The organism is Chitinophaga rhizophila, assembly GCF_019492185.1.
Lineage (GTDB): Bacteria > Bacteroidota > Bacteroidia > Chitinophagales > Chitinophagaceae > Chitinophaga > Chitinophaga rhizophila.
Genome location: NZ_JAICCF010000001.1, coordinates 1,111,721 through 1,130,828, shown reverse-complemented (window position 1 = coordinate 1,130,828; position 19,108 = coordinate 1,111,721). Strand labels below are relative to the sequence as shown.

Annotated in this window: 21 protein-coding genes; 3 read left to right on the top strand and 18 right to left on the bottom strand. The window is 38.9% G+C overall.

Annotated features, from left to right (window positions below):
• Positions 1–495: 495 nt before the first annotated feature.
• The 5 genes from K1Y79_RS04140 to K1Y79_RS04120 are packed head-to-tail and all read right to left on the bottom strand — an operon-like array spanning position 496 to position 6,410.
• Positions 496–2,598, bottom strand: a complete 2,103-nt coding sequence (locus K1Y79_RS04140) for a GAP1-N1 domain-containing protein (protein WP_220248736.1) — start codon at positions 2,596–2,598, stop codon at positions 496–498.
• The gene (locus tag K1Y79_RS04135) at positions 2,595–3,446 is read right to left on the bottom strand and encodes a TRAFAC clade GTPase domain-containing protein (protein WP_220248735.1); all 852 of its coding nucleotides are present in this window, start codon (positions 3,444–3,446) and stop codon (positions 2,595–2,597) included. Before K1Y79_RS04135 ends, K1Y79_RS04140 begins: the two co-directional genes overlap by 4 nt.
• The gene (locus tag K1Y79_RS04130) at positions 3,446–4,444 is read right to left on the bottom strand and encodes a TRAFAC clade GTPase domain-containing protein (RefSeq protein ID WP_220248734.1); all 999 of its coding nucleotides are present in this window, start codon (positions 4,442–4,444) and stop codon (positions 3,446–3,448) included. Before K1Y79_RS04130 ends, K1Y79_RS04135 begins: the two co-directional genes overlap by 1 nt.
• Positions 4,441–5,574, bottom strand: coding sequence for a GTPase-associated system all-helical protein GASH (locus tag K1Y79_RS04125; protein ID WP_220248733.1), 1,134 nt, complete (start codon positions 5,572–5,574; stop codon positions 4,441–4,443). Before K1Y79_RS04125 ends, K1Y79_RS04130 begins: the two co-directional genes overlap by 4 nt.
• An 8-nt stretch (positions 5,575–5,582) precedes the next feature.
• On the bottom strand, positions 5,583–6,410 hold the full coding sequence (locus K1Y79_RS04120; protein WP_220248732.1) for an SEFIR domain-containing protein: 828 nt from the start codon (positions 6,408–6,410) through the stop codon (positions 5,583–5,585).
• An 899-nt stretch (positions 6,411–7,309) separates the two neighbouring features.
• On the opposite strand from K1Y79_RS04120, the gene K1Y79_RS04115 reads away from it, so the two are divergent.
• Positions 7,310–8,182: an SOS response-associated peptidase gene (locus tag K1Y79_RS04115; protein WP_220248731.1), complete on the top strand. Its 873-nt coding sequence runs from the start codon at positions 7,310–7,312 to the stop codon at positions 8,180–8,182.
• A gap of 12 nt (positions 8,183–8,194) precedes the next feature.
• Here the strand turns inward: K1Y79_RS04115 and K1Y79_RS04110 are convergent, their stop codons facing one another.
• Together K1Y79_RS04110 and K1Y79_RS04105 are read right to left on the bottom strand one after the other, a co-directional pair.
• Positions 8,195–8,434, bottom strand: coding sequence for a hypothetical protein (locus K1Y79_RS04110; RefSeq protein ID WP_220248730.1), 240 nt, complete (start codon positions 8,432–8,434; stop codon positions 8,195–8,197).
• Between the two features lie 79 nt (positions 8,435–8,513).
• The gene (locus K1Y79_RS04105) at positions 8,514–9,590 is read right to left on the bottom strand and encodes a spore photoproduct lyase family protein (RefSeq protein WP_220248729.1); all 1,077 of its coding nucleotides are present in this window, start codon (positions 9,588–9,590) and stop codon (positions 8,514–8,516) included.
• A gap of 146 nt (positions 9,591–9,736) precedes the next feature.
• Between K1Y79_RS04105 and K1Y79_RS04100 the strand changes: the two genes are divergently transcribed.
• Together K1Y79_RS04100 and K1Y79_RS04095 are read left to right on the top strand one after the other, a co-directional pair.
• Complete coding sequence (locus tag K1Y79_RS04100) at positions 9,737–10,447, top strand: hypothetical protein (RefSeq protein WP_220248728.1); 711 nt, start codon at positions 9,737–9,739, stop codon at positions 10,445–10,447.
• Between the two features lie 30 nt (positions 10,448–10,477).
• A complete protein-coding gene (locus K1Y79_RS04095; RefSeq protein WP_220248727.1) occupies positions 10,478–10,807 on the top strand; it encodes a hypothetical protein in 330 nt (109 codons plus the stop codon).
• Positions 10,808–10,947: 140 nt separating this feature from the next.
• Here K1Y79_RS04095 and K1Y79_RS04090 read toward each other — a convergent pair whose 3' ends face one another.
• The 11 genes from K1Y79_RS04090 to K1Y79_RS04040 all read right to left on the bottom strand — a co-directional run bounded on the left by K1Y79_RS04090 (position 10,948) and on the right by K1Y79_RS04040 (position 18,622).
• On the bottom strand, positions 10,948–11,784 hold the full coding sequence (locus K1Y79_RS04090) for a PRTRC system ThiF family protein (RefSeq protein ID WP_220248726.1): 837 nt from the start codon (positions 11,782–11,784) through the stop codon (positions 10,948–10,950).
• Between the two features lies 1 nt (position 11,785).
• On the bottom strand, positions 11,786–12,499 hold the full coding sequence (locus K1Y79_RS04085; RefSeq protein WP_220248725.1) for a prokaryotic E2 ligase family D protein: 714 nt from the start codon (positions 12,497–12,499) through the stop codon (positions 11,786–11,788).
• Complete coding sequence (locus K1Y79_RS04080) at positions 12,474–13,601, bottom strand: hypothetical protein (protein WP_220248724.1); 1,128 nt, start codon at positions 13,599–13,601, stop codon at positions 12,474–12,476. Before K1Y79_RS04080 ends, K1Y79_RS04085 begins: the two co-directional genes overlap by 26 nt.
• Before the next feature lie 62 nt (positions 13,602–13,663).
• Positions 13,664–13,885, bottom strand: coding sequence for a PRTRC system protein C (locus K1Y79_RS04075; RefSeq protein ID WP_220248723.1), 222 nt, complete (start codon positions 13,883–13,885; stop codon positions 13,664–13,666).
• 10 nt (positions 13,886–13,895) lie between these two features.
• On the bottom strand, positions 13,896–14,594 hold the full coding sequence (locus tag K1Y79_RS04070) for a hypothetical protein (RefSeq protein WP_220248722.1): 699 nt from the start codon (positions 14,592–14,594) through the stop codon (positions 13,896–13,898).
• Positions 14,595–14,613: 19 nt separating this feature from the next.
• Positions 14,614–14,928: a hypothetical protein gene (locus K1Y79_RS04065; protein ID WP_220248721.1), complete on the bottom strand. Its 315-nt coding sequence runs from the start codon at positions 14,926–14,928 to the stop codon at positions 14,614–14,616.
• Positions 14,925–15,362, bottom strand: a complete 438-nt coding sequence (locus K1Y79_RS04060) for a hypothetical protein (protein WP_220248720.1) — start codon at positions 15,360–15,362, stop codon at positions 14,925–14,927. The genes K1Y79_RS04065 and K1Y79_RS04060 overlap by 4 nt, the downstream gene beginning before the upstream one ends.
• 59 nt (positions 15,363–15,421) lie before the next feature.
• Positions 15,422–16,198, bottom strand: coding sequence for a hypothetical protein (locus tag K1Y79_RS04055; protein WP_220248719.1), 777 nt, complete (start codon positions 16,196–16,198; stop codon positions 15,422–15,424).
• A gap of 30 nt (positions 16,199–16,228) precedes the next feature.
• Positions 16,229–16,540: a J domain-containing protein gene (locus K1Y79_RS04050; RefSeq protein WP_220248718.1), complete on the bottom strand. Its 312-nt coding sequence runs from the start codon at positions 16,538–16,540 to the stop codon at positions 16,229–16,231.
• A gap of 277 nt (positions 16,541–16,817) precedes the next feature.
• The gene (locus K1Y79_RS04045; RefSeq protein WP_220248717.1) at positions 16,818–17,594 is read right to left on the bottom strand and encodes a hypothetical protein; all 777 of its coding nucleotides are present in this window, start codon (positions 17,592–17,594) and stop codon (positions 16,818–16,820) included.
• 68 nt (positions 17,595–17,662) lie between these two features.
• Entirely contained in the window at positions 17,663–18,622 is a 960-nt protein-coding gene (locus K1Y79_RS04040) for an ArdC family protein (RefSeq protein ID WP_220248716.1), read from the bottom strand.
• Positions 18,623–19,108 lie beyond the last annotated feature (486 nt).

Below are 19,108 nucleotides of genomic sequence, written 5' to 3'. Positions count from 1 at the left end.
GCTCGTGATGGTAAACGCTTACGGAAGGATGATAATCGATGGACTTTTGGTGAACTAAATTAGGATGGTTACCTGGTAATTTCTACGATAGGGATACAACGTATTGTAGCTACCGCTTTTCATGGCGAGCCGGCTAAAAAGTCTTAGAACATAAAAGAAACGTATGTGACAATAGCAACTCGAGATCAGCTTGACGCAGTGGGGGCTGTCCGTGCATCGGCATAAGCGTTCTTGAGCATACTGGAGCAAAATTGCTGATTTTAATAGATCTTATGCTTTCATGGTTTTACCGTTTTCTAGTTCTCTCGGCCGCTTTTTTTCTTCTTAAGAACGCACCTAGTGCGCTTGTAAACATGATAAAGTATTTAATTAGGTATTTTTAGATTAACAAATATTTGACATTAAGAAAAAAAATACTCATGAATCACTGAACAACTGTTTTGTTTATGTAAAACGCATTTCTGAATATTGTAGACACGGTATTGTTACGAGAAATTATAAGAATTTATCTAAAACACGTAGATGAAAATTTTTATTTGAGCCTTTTTTGAGAAGATGGTTCTCAAGAATTTTCATTTGCTTTTTTAGAGGCTTTACCTCTGAGCAGAACCTAACTATATATTCAAATGTACGTTTATCAGTTACAATTGTTACATATTCAATTAAATTCCAGTCAAACTTTAAAAATGCACAAATAAGCGAACGTCTCAAAAACTCACATCTATCCCAATCAGGTATTTTAAATCTATCCGGAAACCAAATTGAAAAAAAGTCAACCTCAACTAATTCATAAAGTTCCTTTGCCATTTGTGCTTGAAATCTTTGCCAAGTTACTGGGTCAAAAATGTTTTGTTCTAAAGTATCGTGTAGAGGTTGAAATAAAAATACTGTTGCCCTAAGTTTGTCATTCAAGGTGCCCATAAATGCTCCTGTAAGGAAAAAGGTTTGAAGAGCAGTCTTTTCTAATAAATATTGCTTTGTTGAGATCGAGTTAAGGCATCGCTCGATCAATTGAAATGAGATCTTTGACCATTGCGAATCTGTCGGTGATAATATTGCCGGAAATAATTGAAGTAAAGTTGTGTTATAGTGTTCATAGTTAACAAAAGCCTCAAATGAAGACGCTAGGTTACCTTTGATAAAGTACAGCCATTCATGACTCAATGCTTCATCATGTTCCATCATCCAATCGAACAGTATATGATAAATAGAGTTACCTAGTTTTTCATATAGTTGGGTGCAAAATCTTGTAGTATGTGTTTCAATGAGAGAAAATATTAGAATATTCCATTCAGTACGGTGGTCTTCCAAAAAGTAATTAAACCAAAAATCCTTTGTTTCATTGTCGGACATCCAAATTGTCTTTATCTTATAGACATTGGTTCCTAATCTGGAAATAAGTTGTTCTATTACATCCTGATACAATGATAGATGGGGCAACCAACGATCAAATGGCAAATTTGCAAGTAAATCTGCATATATTGATTTGTCGATTTTGCTTCGCACTATCTCAAGCGTGATTTTTATTTCATTTTCATTAAATGCATTTTTGGAATATCCATCTAATACTAATACGTCATAGTTAACCTTTAAACCAGAAAAACCTGAAGAATTAGCGATTGTTTTTATTATATCAAATTTATTAACTGGAGAAGGCCAAATTTTCTGCAGCAAATCTGCTTTCAAAATTTTACCTTCTTCGGGTGATTCAAATTGTGATAAAATATTTTGGAAGTCAATTATATTAGATGCGGTTGGAAATTGCTTGGAAAATAAATAGGAGTTAAACAAGTGCTTAAAGTTCGGGATCAATGGCGAAACGTCAGCCCCCATCTTTCTCATATAATCTAATACTTCATCCTTGTTCTCATTCAAATATCTTTGATACCAATCCGAAGTACACTTGCCATCCTCCATTTCAACATGTTGAAGACTTAAACGGTCAGTCTTTGAAATGGTCCATTTTCTGGAGTTAGGCATTACTTGTAAATCCAAAAATTTCGATTCCAACCTTCTTGGTGAAATAGATCCTGTGCAAAAACTAAAATGCCTTCTTAGTCGTGGCCATTGGAATAACCATGTCTGCAATATTGCGGATTCAAGTTGTTTTGCAGAGTCACTATAGATTATTAATGGTCGGTCACCATTGTAAAGTTGGCAAGATACAAAAGGAAAAAACACAGAATCATCAGGATTATTCTCAGAAACTTGTGCTAAATTAAGTTGAATACTATTGTTATATGAATTATACATTGACTCACTTGGTCTTCTAAATAATGAGCTAAGAAGAGACAAATTATTTATCATCCACAGAACTGATAAATCAATTAACAAAGTATGTGTCCAGACACAACCCGGCCTGGGCATTTCATCTGCATACCAAGTTTTTGAAAATGCATAAAATTTGCTTCCTGCTAGTGGGTATCCAGTTATATACTCCGTAAATCCCTTTTCCACACCGGTACCAGTATAATCCGACATTACACTCAGCGTACGCCTTTCCATTCCGTTTAATTCACTTGAAGAAGCGAGGAGATTATGTCCCTCTTTATAACCGTGTAAGGTTTGATGAATTGATATGTTATCCCGATCTGTCATTGAGCTATAAGCCATTGAAGTGGCGCACAAATGTTTTTATTAATATTATTTCCGTCTCTGACGATAAATCTTTCGCCAGGTTCATCCATGGATGCAAGTCTTTCTTTTTCCAGATCGTCATCTTTAATTTTTCCACCTTGCGCACTAACTCCAAATACTCTTAGGGTAAATTTTTCTGGATTCGAAATTAGATACTGGTACAACAAAGGTAAATTATATTGCAACCAATCCAATGGAGCAATATTTTCACTTTCTACCTCATCCCATGCAGATATTACTAAAGAAAGTGGAATTGGACTTTTATTTTGATGAACATAATGGTAGTTCAATATATCAACCAGCATTATTTGCGTTGGAACTTCTTCTATTTTGAAAGGCTCAAGTTCTTCGACTTCTTCGAAATCATCATCATCTATTTGAGTATCATCAAGTAAGACGTGATTGCGAATTTTCGAGGGATTTAGGAATAAAGCGATGCCAGATGCTTTTTCGACTTCATGTTTATATTCCTTTTCCCAAAGTCGGTTAGTAAATTGTGCAACAAAGTGCTCACCGGCAATGTCGGGAACCTGAAGCTCAAATCTTGTTTTTGTATCCACGTCTTCAAGATGTAAAAGAACTTCTTTATTTGATGAGTCAATTTGTGTTACAGTTCTATCAATCTCTTCACATTTACTCCATAAGTTCATAATCTTATTTAGATATGCCGTATTTGCCGACTTTTTGTACTCAATAAATTTCCTGTCTGGTAAATTAGAGGTTAAATAGTAATACAATGCTGCCAAGAAGGATGTTTTTCCTGTAGCTGGCAGACCTAAAAGCAGAAAATGTCTTTTGTAATCTCCCATTAGTCGTGGTATTTAAATCGTTGAAATTCCCGGACGATCTCATGTTCCTCAATTACCTTCGTAGTAACTTGTTTCGGATTTCCCTGCGATAAGCATTTGTCAAGGAATACATCTAATCCCTCTCCCCATTTTACATTTGGATTAAGTGAACGGGACGCAATAAATAGTATTTCACCAAACAAAGTTGGAAATCTTTCCTTTAATGGTTGTATAAAAAAGCTGTTTATTTTTTCAATTTCATTCGCTGCGTCAATCTTATCCCATTTTGTGATCACCAAGTTTAGTCTTTCTTTGCCAACTAATAATTGATTTTGCAATGCACGTTCTATTGTTGAAATAATATTTGCCTTAAGAGCATGGCGATTGGAGTTGTGCAATAATGTGCTGCCATTAGCCAAAACAAAGATGTGACTTGCATAGCGTAAAATTCCTAAGGTGGACATTTCGTCATCCGCGTCGTTTGCCCTTTGAAACTTTTCGCCGTTTATGTCTGCGAAGAGTAAGTGTTGGCTTTTGAATAAAAGGGATCTGTGACGGACTTCGAGATGTAAGTATGAAAATTCAAACGATTTTGTTCTTTCGTTATCTGAAGATTTACTTTTTGATTTCAGCCTTGCATAATGTGCTCTTTTTTCAAAGGCAATTGGGGTTAAGCATCCAGCAAAATTGAAGTCACCAATTGGACCTTTGTGAAATCTGTCGAGAAGTGCGGCATAAAGCGTCGATTTTCCACATTCGGGTTCTCCAATTAATACAACTAAATTTGACTTAAATTGATATGTAATCGTTGATAATTCATTTTCTTGCAAATCATCACCCGAAGGAATTATGTGAGTTGTTGACTCGGGAATTGCGACTTCTGGTTCGCTTTCATCTTCAGGCAATTCTACCAATCTAAGAAATTGACATTCTTCCATGTTTCCATCCATGCATATACCCGTGGAATTGAAAGAACAGCCTGGTTGAATGCACTTTTTTGGCTTAGTTTCTAGTGTCATTGGCCGATTTCATTATATAATCTTGAAAGAATTAACTCCTTGTACAATTGGGACGCAAAGTCGGCAGCGCTGTATGCTTTTTCTAAAGATAATATCGACTTCGTTTTAAGTATGTTTAATGCGTCATCTTGATTATTTTCGAGGCCGGCTTTTAAGACGTTTAGCAATGGCGATATCTCTAAAAATGCGCCTATAAGTGAGTTTTGAGTCGACTTAGGGAACTCTGCTCTACATTTACTTAAACCTGCACAAATATCAGTTAACGAATAGGTTTTTGATTCTAATTCAGGCTTTATCTCGGTAGCTTTTCTTAATAAGTTTTCAATTTTTCCTATCCCTGGTATATTTTTAGTCATCCTGTTCAATTCTATTGCTAACACTACTCCGTAGATTTCAGCAGGTACTTCTTTAAGTGGTTTGTTAAGTACGATACTATTCCCACCAAATAACCACCATAATATATCACACTCTTCAGACAAAGCAGTCATCCCGTTAACCAATTGATCTCGCTCTTTTTTTAAATTGTCGAATCTAGCACTTACAGTATTAAACTCTTTAATTACATTATTAAATGATTCAATGATTTTATCGGCAAACTTTTTCAATGAAGCGGCATCAACTACAGTTTCTGGTGCCCATGTAGGCACGCCATGTTTAACAAATGTTGGATTGTAGTCAAGGTGGGGGGTAGTGATTTCAACTTTTCGTGTCCGCTCGCACTCCTGTACCCAAGACTTTAATGCTATTTTAGAGAGGTCAGCCAATTGTTGATCACTCGATTCAATGTGTATTAATATGGCAACTGAACAGTAATCGGACACACATGTGTCGTTTAATTCTATTTTTTCAGCTATTGCACATCCTAACAATGTTCGTAGTAGGTGGTCATTTTTTGTGGAAAAATATTCGTCTTCCGCTTTAAAAAAATTGACTAATTCAGCGACTGAATCTTCGTTAATTTCTTTAAATCCTAAATATACCTTTAAAAGCATATTCCAGAAATCACGTTCGCCTCTTGATGTAATAGCGTCTATTCCTTTTCGTCTATTATCTAATTCTTCCCTCTGAACTTCTTTTTTAACAGCCTCTTTATACCAATCGGGAAAAAGTTGTTTTGCGGTAAAACTCATAATGTCAATTATTTAAAAGGGTTTGGATCTGTAGATTCATCGGTGAATAAAATTGACCAAAGGCTTGCGAGTAAATCTTTTTCCTTGGCTCTAATCAGGAATTTTGCGCACAGTTCATCTGCATCAGGTGAATTTATACTTTCGTTTTCTTCAATTAATCCTAATTGTTTTGCAATAGCAAATCGCCTTGTTAGTGTTAAGGAGTAAAATGCCTGCATAATCTTCCTTCCTGGTTTCATGTTACTAGTGAATTCTGGTATGTCTGGCAATGTTGGTGATTCCGATATAATTTCTTCGGCAGCTACGGGTAAATGTTTTGCAAGAGGGCTATCAGCACTAATATTTGGAATTTGACCCAATTTTGGCTTTTTGGGTTTTAGTTCACCTTTCATTCGCTTTAGTAAAGTTCCAAAACTTTCTTTGTCACTTAAGTCATAATGTGTGTAAAGATTCAGAAACGGTGGGATAAATTTTTTGTCATCTCTACTAAAGAAGACTGGTATTACTGTCATGTTTTTACCATCGTTGTTGTATATCATAGCCTCAGTGAGAATTGATTCCCATTTGGCACCTAGGCCTGAACCATCTTTTTCTAAATCTGAATAACGTTCAAAGAATTTCTCTGATGCTATTACTAATACAAAATCAGACTTTTGAAGATTCATGGACATCCAATGTGGCCATCCCTTCTCAGGATTATCGTTTTCAACATACTGATCAATATTGCAATCTAAGTAATTACTACAAAGAAGATCTGCGAGCTCCAATGCTCTTTGCTCATGAATCTTGTTATCGTGAGCATAACTTATAAATACTCTGGTGGTTTTTGTCTCCATGGAAGAAGAATTAAGAAAAGGCTTATGAGTTGATAATAATAGTAGCAAGTTTCAGGTGTTTGTCTATATTACACCTGCTTTATTAAAAAATTTTCAATTAGGCTACAAGGAATTAAAAACGGCTTTCGGTCTATCTTAACAACTAATGTTTGGCCATTAGTCGTATAAGAACCTTCAAAGATTCCTCCAAGAGCATTGAGAGAAAATCGTCCTTGAGAACAATTGCCAGAAAAAGTGACGTTAAGTTTTATTGCTTCAACCTGCGCTTTTTTAAACAGGTGTTCAGGCGATTGGGATAATTGTAAGGTGATATTGCAGGGCATATTTTAAAGCAAACAATAAAATAATTCAATGGTGAAATTGATTAACAATGACCTGTTCAAATCTTTATCATTCTTCAATAGGCGCATTTAGGGATTGCGCTTAGGCACATATTAAACTCACTAGAACTTTAATCTACTTGAATCAGTATTGTGAAGATACAAATAATCGGAATATTCAAAAGCGATCTTTAGCAGGTAAATATATTATATTGGTATAATCGTTTATGCGTTATTCATTTGTATTCCCTTGTCTTTAAATTGTTTTAATCCCTTCTTCTTAATAAGATATTGATTATCAGTATCTCATTTCTTTTCTGTACCTTATCAGAAATTCTTATTCATGGCTAGCCAACAATTTAAGGTAGACTGGAATGGAAGGCAAATAACAATCCAACCTTTGTCACATCAAGGAAGTATGGTATATAAATGCATAATGCAGGAGCAAATTTTGGTATTAACCACAGGTGTGGGGGCAAATGGACAGAATTTCTGGACGTTTTTGCCTCCGAAGGATGCCAAAACAGCGAAGGAAATCGGCAAGTTAATTGATGATCATCTAAGTAAACCTTAGCTGATATGTGCTATTTCAATGGAATAAGGGTTACAAAGGATGAATATATCCGTTTATTGAACCTCGAAAAGTCCTTGGCTCATCTTGAGCACCTCTTGCGGCCCGTTCAGGATGCATTTGCCTTTCAGGAATCAATAATCCTCAAAGCAAACTCAACCAAAACGGATTTTGACCTTGTGGGAATGGAATGGGGTTTCTTGCCAAAGCACGTGAAAAATAGGGCCGAAGCAGATCGTTTCCGTAAGGGGTATAAAAACGCAGAAGGCAAATTTATTAAATACGACACTCAAAATGCGAAGGGGGAGGAGCTTCTCTACAAAGGCAAGATGTACCGGGAGGCTGCCCTGACAAACCGCTGCCTACTGCTAATTTCAGTTTATGAGGAATGGAGACATTTACCTAAGATCGGGGCAAAAGGCCAGGCACTGACTACCACCGAAAGCTACCCATACTGTGTTTATATCAAAGACAAGCCTTACATCTTAGTAGCGGCCATATATAATACCTGGACGGATAGGGAAACCGGCGAAATGATCGACACATATTCGCTTATCACTACGGCCGCTAATCCGCTTATGAAGATAATTCATAATAAGAAGGAGCGCATGCCTACTATACTCACGGAAGAATTAGCCTGGGAGTGGTTGTTTGGCGAATTATCGGAAGAACGGATAACACAAATTGCTACCTTCCAGTTCCCGTACGAACAAATGCGTATCTATACGTTGGATAAAAATTTTAAGACCTCGGCAGATCCTTTAAAGTATGTCAAGCAACCCAGGGTTCCGGAAGTTATAATTGACGGTGTTATTTATGATGAGCCTCCTGAGGGAATCGCCTGCGAGGATGAGGCACTGCCAGGGTTAACCTTATTTTAGCACGGGCAGATATTAGGAGAATTTAGATTCTAATATCCTACCAATTTCTTCGGCACGGTCGAACAGACCTCCGTTTTCAAGCCAATTTTCAGTTCCGTCAAGATCAACCTCAAAGGTGATGGCTACCCGGTCCCTTTCATCAGGGAATTGAACCATGAAAATGACCTGTTGATGATCGGAGGTGACAACAACTTCAATGTGTTGCCCATCCATACTAATGTCAAATCTTTTAGGGATGTTATTATTGTCCATTATTGTAATGCTAACAAGCTAAAATACTTAAGTGATCCTAAAATCCGCTCAATTATGTTACCTATCTCTTTATAACTCATTAAAAAGCATACCTAATTTTGCAATAAGGTATCAATTCTTTGCATAAGCTAACCAAATCAAATACAATTTCCCTCTTCAGATTGTTCTTGTAACGAACATTTCTTTGACCAGTTTCGCTGTACTTAACCTGTTGGACCGCTGGTGTCCATAAAACCTCTTCTGCTTTAGGGTGCCATCGCATGTTAACTTTATGAAGTGGCTCGTTATGCGTCAGAAAAATAATTTCTGCAGCCAGTTGTTGCTTCGTCTGTTGGTCTAAGATATCATTCATTTCGTTAAGCAGCTTTCTCCAGTCCTCCAGCCAGCCCTGGTAATAGATCACAGGTGCAAAACTCACGTTCACTTCATATCCAGCCTTCCTAAAATCATTCATTACGGCAAGTCTATCGCTAACTGGGGAGGTTCTGACGTCAACCAGCCTAGAAATATTATGGGGCATAAGACTAAACCTGATACGGGTTTTTCTTCTTGCATCAAAATTAAGTAACTGGTGATTTACAAACTTAGTCGCAAATGTAAGCTTAGCATTAGGAGTGGTGGCGAACAGATCAATCAGGTTTTTAACGTTATCACAGATAGCGGCATCTACGCTGCAATCGCTATTCTCTCCAATTTCATAAACCCAGTATTCTGGATCAATCAAATCCGGTTCAGTTTTTACCCCTTGTCGCACGGCATGCCGACTAAGATACCCCATGATTTTCTCAATATTTACAAAAATGGTTATTGGATTGGCATATCCCTTCCTGCGGGGTACATAACAATAAGAGCAGGACATGGTACAGCCATTTGATTGAGATGGGGCGATCCAGTGAGAACTTCTGGTGTTAGCTCTTGCGCTCAGGGCCTTCTTCACACCCAGAATCAAAACGTTCCGCTTGTTCCAAATCCAATCCTCCACGGAGCCTTCAAATCCAAAAAGTTCCGGAATCTGGTTATGGGCAGGTACTTCTATTAATTCAGCGTCCGGGTATTTATTTCGGATTTCCACTGCCCGGGCATACTCCCAAATGCGAGGCTCATGGTATATTTTATGGATGCTGATGAGATCATCGACTTTCTTTGTGTGTAACATGATTTCCTGAGATCAAATGTCGGACCATTGAGCACGACGTACTGTAGTACAGCGGGGCCTGGTGATTTTCCGGAAACTTTCCAACCGTTCAGGAAACTTTCGGCGCCCGTCATTTTGGTTCTTTTGACTGAACCAAATGTTCGGTTATGAAAGCAGTTAGCCCGAAGTCGATACTACAATTAGATACGTGCGACCCTGTATATAAGCGCTTTTTTGCAGGGGATATTGCCAGTCCTAATACGTTAATCCACGCGCTCCCTTCCCATATAAACGGGCAAGAGTTGACTGATCATCAAAAAATCGATCTGCTTGTGAACCTCAAGATACCCTTTGATCACCTTAAGAATCTCCATTTGATACCTGGTAATGGTAAAGTGGTCTTTGGTCGCCTGGAAGGTGTAAAAAACTACAAACTGAACCATATTCCGTTAGAATCCTGCCGGTTTTTAAATCGAAATCTGTTCTACATGGATATTTTAAACCCGGAACTATCTGCATTCATCCGGGTACGAGACCATTATAATAAACAAAAACTTCACCTTCCATATTTGCCTTCTGCCAATGTGATCGAGCTAGTGCCGGACAGCATATTTGCTCATGAATTGACAACGGATAATAAAATTGCTTTGTTGTCTAATGGGACTCTTTCGCTGAGTAATAAGCTCTCAGTGGATCTAAATGTAATTACCGGCAATATTCACCTTAAAGAGGATTACGGTCAATTAATGAAGAAAGGGAGCATACTTAGCCGACAGGTATGTCAGTTTACCTACGATAGGGAAAAAGAAAAACAGCAGTATTTAAAACTTAGGCAGAAGGGATTAAAGCAGATTAACCAGCCAGAAATTGACCTGTAATGATCTACAAATACATTAAATTCGGGAACTATGAACGCCTTTCAGCATGATTTACAGAAACTACAGTTCAAAATTAATAGCTTTTCGTTTGAGGATCAAGACAGCCTTTCGTTCCGGATTTTCCTTATTGAAATTTTAAGCAAGCTGGCAGCGGCCTCCACTTTGTCAATTTCAAGGGATAGCAGGCGCGTGATTCGAGAAGTGTATTATGTGCTATATGACTTTTATAAGTCTCTGGCAGGGATTATCCATGAAGACACCTTTGATCGAATGAAAACAGAAGCGAAAAATTCCGTTACGTTATTGAGTGAGGGATTGTCGCCCGAAAGCAGAGAATCGTTGAATAAATACTGGCGTTAAATAGTATGATTCAGTGGCGTATTTCCAGTTGGAAAGTAAAGGGACTAAATATGACAAGTAAAACGGGTGGTGCGGGTGGGCACCCGGCTAGTTGGTACAGCCAGGTATCCTTTTACAAAACAGGTCAGGTGTCGGTAGAATTATGCAGCAACAGAAAGTGGATTTAAGAACTCAAGCGGAATGCTATTGACTGTTATTGGTTGCATCTGGTAATCCTCTATGTTCATAAAGAACCCTCTGACATTAATAACCCCTTCGGTAAACATATTCATCAATAACCTTCCCGCCATTGTTGCGATGGCCGGATTAATGAACAAGTCTTGTTCAGCAAGCGCTTCGGCTGCGGAGCAAGACGGTGATTTATCTGTTTCCTCCGTTTGAAGCAATAAATTCCTGTATTCCTCAGTAACAAATGGCAGGCGCTCTGTAGGTTCATATAGTTTAGAAGTTGGCTGTCTTACAGGGTGAACAGTACCGATCAAAGATTGGCCTGTATACCGGCTATTTCCTAAGTCAAGCCAGTAAATGCACCTGTCCGGATGATTTTCTGTTAGTTTGATCTTTCGCAGGATTTCAGCAATTTCAAACCTTGCCTGCACCTTATCTACACAACTTATGGTGATATTAGCCGATTTACAATTACGCATTAGGTATTTGTTTTCTGTGGTATAATGATAAGCGAATGCTTTCCAGCCTGTGCCCCAAAACCGGTTGACCCGGTTAATCAGGCAAGTTGATTTCGGCAGACCGACTTCTGATTCACTAAATAGCTGCCTTTTCGTGTTGTTCTTGCTAATGGTATCGCCGTCAAATAATCGTACATCTAAACCGGGGTGATCAAGTGCTAACAAGGCATTATTGATACGTCCCAATACCGTGATCATGACGCTACCCGTGCCTCCGGCACCAATCAGATTAACCGTTACCGGATTGGTTGGATTGAGCAAATAATTGGAGACAAAATGAACTTTTTCCATACTAAAGAATGTTTTTGATGGTGAGGTGATTCTTTTTCAGCATATCGACCGGGAATTTTTCTTTTGAATTAACAAGGCTTTTCCATACACATTGTCCTGATTTATCGTCTGTGTAGTTATTTAGGGCATGGCTAAATACACTGTCAAAAAATAGTCTTTCCCATTCCTGCATAAATGGTAAAAGGGTCTTTTTAGCGAGTGTCTTTAAGGAGGTTGTGCCCATGCAAACCTCTCCGGACGAGTACACGTTGAAAAAAGGTGCATGATATAACTCAGTATTTTCTTTAGGCCGTTTGCCGTCTTTAAGCGCGAATACCGATAGCTTACGCTGATTTGCTTTCCAGACTAAAGCTGGTATTTTGGCCTTACCGGACGGAATATCGCTGCTTTGCTGAAAATGCATAAAAACGGACTTCGGCTTTGTGTACCATGTGACGTTGCCAGCCGGACGCGTGTCAATTTTCAACACAGTCGCAGGAAAGACACCATTACAATTGCCGAAATTGTTTGCCAGCGGTTTCAAGCTGGAAAAACACTTTGCCAGTTCTACGCTTTCAGATAAAGTAAGCGGGTGGGCATTTACGAGTTCTGCATCTTCATTTACTTGCATCAATTCCACGTACTTATCTGTTCGGTCGCGATCGGGTTTCCCGTAAAGAACTATTACGGTTTCAGGGAGAATTTCCTGATTAAACAGCTTTGTGATATTTGTCATCGAGTAGTTTTAAAAGGTCATATAAATCATACAGTACCTCTAACAGTGACTTAACATATTCAGGATTCAGTTCCTCTTTGTCATAGTATTTATCAAAAACCTGATAGACAATCGGAACATCATGAACCCGTTCTTCATCTTCAGAAAAAAAAATGTCAATATGGTTTTCCAATTCTGAATCTATATGATCATGACGCGAGTAATAAAAACATAATTTATAACTCCTGTCTATCCGGTGTTCTATGTGTGGGTCTTTGAGGCACTTAGGATAATTTTCTTCAAAGGTTATCTCCGGCTTGAACTTATAGAGGTAATACGCTTTTGACGCCAGCTGATAAAGCAGCTTTTCTTCTTTGTCTCTCGGTCTTAGCCGGTTTAATCGCATTTCAAAATCGCGTAAATGGATACTTCGGTTTAATTTCTTTTCCATTACCCGAAGATGATAATATGCACTTTGCAGGTAATTTTCAAGTTCCTGATAGTAAGTCATTCCTCCGTCCAGATCATCATAGCAACCATTATTCATGTCTTCTTCAATAAAATCAATAGCTGCATCAACAGATGTATGCTCTCCGGTGCCAAATACCGGTACTTCGACGATGTGGCGCAGGTATGTACATACCGATAGTAACAATTCAGAAGCATGTTTGCGACCCGGTTCTTTCATATACTTTAGAATAGGCGCAAATGGAAAGAATCGTTGCTTGTCCGACTGCTCCACTTCTTTGTAGGTGGCCAAACACACCATGCAGTTTTCAAGTACTACCTGTAAACCTATATTCATTTCAGCAAGCCGGCTTTGCAGGTGTTTGAATGATAGCGACATATTATAGGGATACGGGTATTGGCTTACGTCTTTCAATTTTAGATTGTAAAGCTGACAGATGTAAGAGAAAGAGTTAAAGAACTCTTTCTCTACCTTATCCTTGTTTTGAAATACGCTAGAAAAGGATGTTGAGATAGGCCAAATCTTGTTTTTCAGAAAATCATTTCTAACATTGGCAGCAGGGCGGCGCATTGCTTGTCGCTCCTGACTTCTTCTGCGTCCTTTTTTTGCGTTAACGGCACTATGGCGTTTATTACTTGGTTGTGTAGTGTCCATAAGTCTGAATAACAATTAATGTGAATAATCCGGATTGTATTATCTGTGTTGTTTTCCATAGCTTATCCTTTTGTTCCCAATGTTGTAACAAACTTGTACACCCGTTTATCGTTTTCTATTACCGGCCCCTCAATGTTGGCATTTAAAACCTGTGGATAGGTCGCAGCGCCATAAAATGAGCGTACTTGCTTTGGTGTCCATGAGTTGTCCGGGTCTTTTAAAGTGACTGGCTTACCATTAACAGTCACGGTAAATTCTCTTTCTAATACTGTTGCTAACTGCATATACTGTGATTTAAGCTGCGAATAATGTGTTTTCGTTCAATTTTGCCATCAGGGCGGCGTGGGTATTCCTAATGATTTGCTCTTTGCTAGGATAATCCAAAAGGGACGGCAGTTTACGGACAGCATCACTGAAAAGTCCCTTTAACTCCAATTCTTCCACTTCCTGCATGGTAGCGTTAAATTCCTGTTCCTCCATTAATTCCATCAGGTCCGTTTTGGTGGATTTAAGCGATTCTTCTTTGTCAGGATGGTCCTTTAAAAGTTGCGGCAACTTTCCAAGAGCTTCCCGGAACCGTTCTTTCCCTTTGAGTTCTTGAATCTGGGTCATGGCCTGATTAAACTTTTTCTCGGCATGAGATTCCTCTTTTTTAACTTCCGCTTTTGCAATGGATGTTTTACTGACAGAATTGTTCGCAATCTTCGCTTTCGCAGCTTCCACACTTTTAAGATGTGATTCCTTATTAAGTAGACGTAGGGACTCCGTTGCTGTGACTGGCGCTTCAATGTCAGAAAAGAATAGATCATCTAAGTCAGCGGGCGAAGCTGAAAATATCAGTGGTTCAATTGCCTGTTGCTTATTACTTCCCGCTTCATCGTCTCCGTGGAAGACCAATACTTTTAATTTTTCCGGATTGTCAAGATTGATAGTAATAATGATATTACCTGTAGCACTTAACCGGGCCATCAATGAAAAAAAGTTTGTTTGCATATTCTAATTGTTTAATTGGTTACAAATTGTTGTTGAATGGCATATCCTGCCAAATGACGGAAATGCTTTCGTTTGCTATGCCTAACGATTGCTTAACCAGTAGTAAGGCTGTTCCTGCTGCACCTCGTTTCCACCATTGAAATCTAAAATCTTTGTATCGGGCAAAATTGACCATTAAGGTGGCTTCAGTGCCTACGGCGATAACGTCTATATTTCTGGCGGCAATTTCTTGGATCACAAAATCCAGATGTACCTTCTTATAGCTGGCATAACGGTCAATCGGCATATAATCATAAAAATGGTGTTGTACATATACGGCCTGTGTATATTTCATAGCTGTTGGAGGTTTAAAATTCTTGTCTTATCAAACCGGATTTGTAGTGCTGTATGAACAAGTCGTTTGTATAACCGCTCGTCAGCGTGCCCGTAGCTTAATGTATAAGCGTTATATTGGTATTGCAGGTTAGGCAGATCGGCGCTATTTAAGTCTAAAAATGATCTAAACTCGGTCAGTAACGAATCCGCAGTTACGCTGAGTAACATCAGTGCGCGGAGCCTGTCCAGCTTATCATCAATTTCATTTTCAATACCGGCCATATTCTCCCTGATAGCCAAGTAGGCAAAGCAATCTTTTTCGTACAAATCGGCTGTTGCATATTTCTTGGCATTTTGATACTCAGGTACCGTTGCCAGATACCGGCTTCGTTGCTCAAGTATTTCTGCATATGCCTGCCTGTGTTCAGCGTGGTACTGTTGAATAATATTCATGATAGTATATTTTGATGGTGTCAGTTAGCCAAGTGGCTTGCCACCTGGCTAACTGACAATTATCTTTCGACCAGTGGATTGGCCAGATCATAAAACTGGTAAAATCCGGCAGCTAGTTCCGCAGTAGTGAATTGGAGATCAGCGCGTCCGTTCTTGTACCCCTTAATGCTGACAACCTCTGTTATTTGCTTTGCTTCAAAACAATAGTTTCCAGTCAATTGCTGTTTAAATGCTTCCAATTCTCTGGTCATTCTGGTATTGCCGTACAAAAACAAGCTAATGGCATAACATAGCGTTTCAAGTCTTGAATCCTGTTTTTGCAGATCAGGCATAACGATTTTATTATTAGTTAAGTGCGGTTTACAACGCTGAAACATAAACAAGCGTCTGAACTGACCAATCGTTCGAGTTTTACTGACTACATTTAAGTCACTACCTAGCTGCTGGATGATATTTTGAAGAACATAACAATAACTATCAATGGTCAATGGGTCTTTGCCGGTTATCCTGTGCGGCTGGAATTGAATATTGTAAGTCTTTTCAAAGTAGCTTTCTATATGCCGGATAAACTTTGTAGTCAATTTGGTAATGTCGCTTTCTAGGTGAGACATGGTTTTATCTACTTCAAAAATCATTTGCGTGATTAAGCCTGTAGTGTCAAACTTCAGATACCTATGCGTTTCGTCTTGATTGTATTTGAAGTTATTGACGGCATCCTCCATCAGGAACCGTAATGAGGCGTAGGAACCATTTGCCTGTCTGCAAAACTCTACATCCTGAGTCGTAATGAGGCTTTCAAAATGTTTTATTGTGCAATTCATTTTTTCTATTGTCATACAGTAATAGTTTAAATGTTAATTGGGTGATTATTTAAAACGCCTGATTGCTTTTATACGTTCGTAGGCTTCAATGATGCATTGCGTCATGATCTTTGCGTTTTCTGGATCATCGGGGTTTTTATCCGGATGCCATTTTTGTAACAATTTCCTGTAGGCTGATTTCAGATCTTTTTCTGAAACATTAACAGGCACCTCCAATATTTCAAAATCTTCATTTTGAATATCAGCTTCCTGTTGTAACCTATCCTTTAGTGCTTGTCGCCAATCCTCCGCACTGCCATAACCACCTGACGTGTCATAGGTTTTGTAACCTTCTGTAAATCCTTTTTTCTTCTTCATAATCTTATCTGGTTATGATGTTTACTTCATGTGGTACCAACAAGGAAGGCAAGCCAATTTCTGAGAGGTGCTTACATTTCCGGTGTCTTTTCCAGCCGGGACAATCGCACCCCCAATAGCGGCCTTTGATGTGTTGTGCAATGGTGTATAGCCTGTTGGATGATGCACTTTTGATGTGAAAGCGGTTTTCCCATTGGCTGTTGCTGGGAAGTGCTGCTTCTTTGCTTATATAGATTTCTGGAAACATGATTGTTTTTTTTTTGGATTGGAATAGTGGTTAACTGATGTACGCTGCTGGTGGATTTTCAAGGTCGAAGCAATCAAAAAATTCCCACGCTCTTTCCGGTGTTTGAAAGTTTAAATCGACTCTTGAGTTGGCATAAAATTTAATTGTCATCAATTGATCCAATGTATAGCAATGACCAGTGTCAACGCGTATTTTCCATTCCTCTTTCAGTTCTTTGCATTCATCCGTCAGCACTACGGAACCAGTTATGTAAAGGGATAAAGCATGTAAAAGGGTTGAAAGCCGGGCAACGCTGGTTCCATAGGTTGGTAGTTTTACCAAGTTGCCTTTTAAAACTGGCTGAGTACGGATGCGCCAAAAATTATTTCTAAATTTCCTGTATACCTGATCTTTTCCAACTGCTAAAAAGTTATCACCTAGTTCATGGATGATATGTTCAACCATCGGTCGGCAACTATCTATTAATTCATCTGAAATTGCGGACTTAGGATATTCCTTTACATCAAAATGATAGGTGTTTGTAAAATGAAGAATAACTGCTTCGGAAAAAGACTTGTTTAACTCCTCTTTGCCAATCCTTAATTTTCCTTCCGAACCACTGATGGCCGATTCAGCATAGTAGTATTGGATAGTAAAAGACGCTGGTTTTAATGCATCTATTTTGTTTTTATATTGGCATGCCGCCTCATGTAAATCTGCAACTAAAGTGAACCAAGAGAAATAATTACTATACAACTTTTCACAGGCCGTTACGTCACTGGCGGAAAGTGCTTTTTCAATTTGTTCGTATGGTATTTTCTTTGTCATTTCGGTAACATTTTAAGTGGGGGAGATGGGCCGTACTTAGGAAGTACGGCCATTGATAAGTGAGCTTTTTAGGCGGCCACGATGTCTGTTTGTACCGGCAATGGCTCTAATGTTTCGCCAATGATATAATCAGCAGCCTGCTGCGCCTGACTGCAAGCCTGAAGGAAGAATTTGTCATTATGGCGCAGCCTGTTAAGCCATCCTTCAATATATGCGGCTGAATTTTCTAGTGTGTTCGGAAGTATGCCCGTAACTCCTGACAGATAGGCGTTGCCCAATTCCGCCACTAATTCTTCTTTACTGTATGGCTGAGAACCAAATGTGTTTGGGTTGGTTACTTCTTCGCGGTTTAACCTGCTGGCGTGTCCTGTGGAGTGTACCAGCTCATGAAAAAGCGTACTGTAATAGCTTTCGTCTGTGTAGAATTTCTTTTGCTGTGGCATATGAACCACGTCGAGAGACGGAATATAGCAGGCTTGGTTACCTCTGTATTTGATTGGTGGCGGGTTTTTCATGCCTGCAATGATTTTTTCGCAGGTTTCAATCTTTTCTACTGACGTGCGTACATGGCTTTCCGGTTTTTCAAATTCAATACCTTCAGTCTGCGCAATGTTAAAGACAGTGAATTGTTTTAAAATGGGAATAGTAGGTATATGTAATTTGGTTTCACCTGTTTTTTTATCCGTGACCATTGTTGCCTTATCGTGCTGTTGTTTCATTTCAAAGTAGATTACTTTAAAACCGTGTTCCCCTTTACGGATATTGCCGTCCATAGCTTCGGCCTGTTTAAAGGTGAGAAAATGGGGATATTCAAATTCTTTCAGCAAACAAATCATATTCAGATAGAAAGCATTCCATCCTTTGTAATAATGCCTGCTGCTGACGTTATGAGGCATTTCATCCGCTGCCCACGGCTTTTTCCAGAGAATGACGCCTTTTTCAAGCTGGGCGATTACCTGATCTGTAATCTGCTGATAAACGGTTTTCTGTTCGCTCTGCGGTTCACGCTGTTTAATAGACTGTTTCATCGTGCTTTTTTTTAGTCGTTTAACAATGTCTTTTCGCGCTCTGCTCTATATCGCGCGCTTCATACACTGTTATGCGACCAGCACTTATTCTGAGGTTAGCAGCAACGGAATTTTCAAAGAAAATACTACATCCATATGCCGCCCGCAGGGCACCATACTGCGCGTAGCGCTATGGAGTGTGGAGATTTTCTTTGAAAATAGCTTGCGGTCCGTTGAGGCTAACCTCAGAATGCAAGTATCTTTGCATAAGAGAGTTGGAGCCGTTAATGTTGCCAACATCAAAGTCAATTTGAACTAATTAGTAGCCTGAAGCTCAACCGCAATAACCATAGTCTCATCTTCTTATTTATTGTCTCCCATTCCTTTTGTGGGAGTGGCAGATTTAGTTGATTTAAAGTGCTGGTAGCAACAATCGTAGACCTTCGTACTAGTGCCGCTTAGGAGTTAAAAGTGCATTTCGGATGGTTAAATGCATATGTATATCCG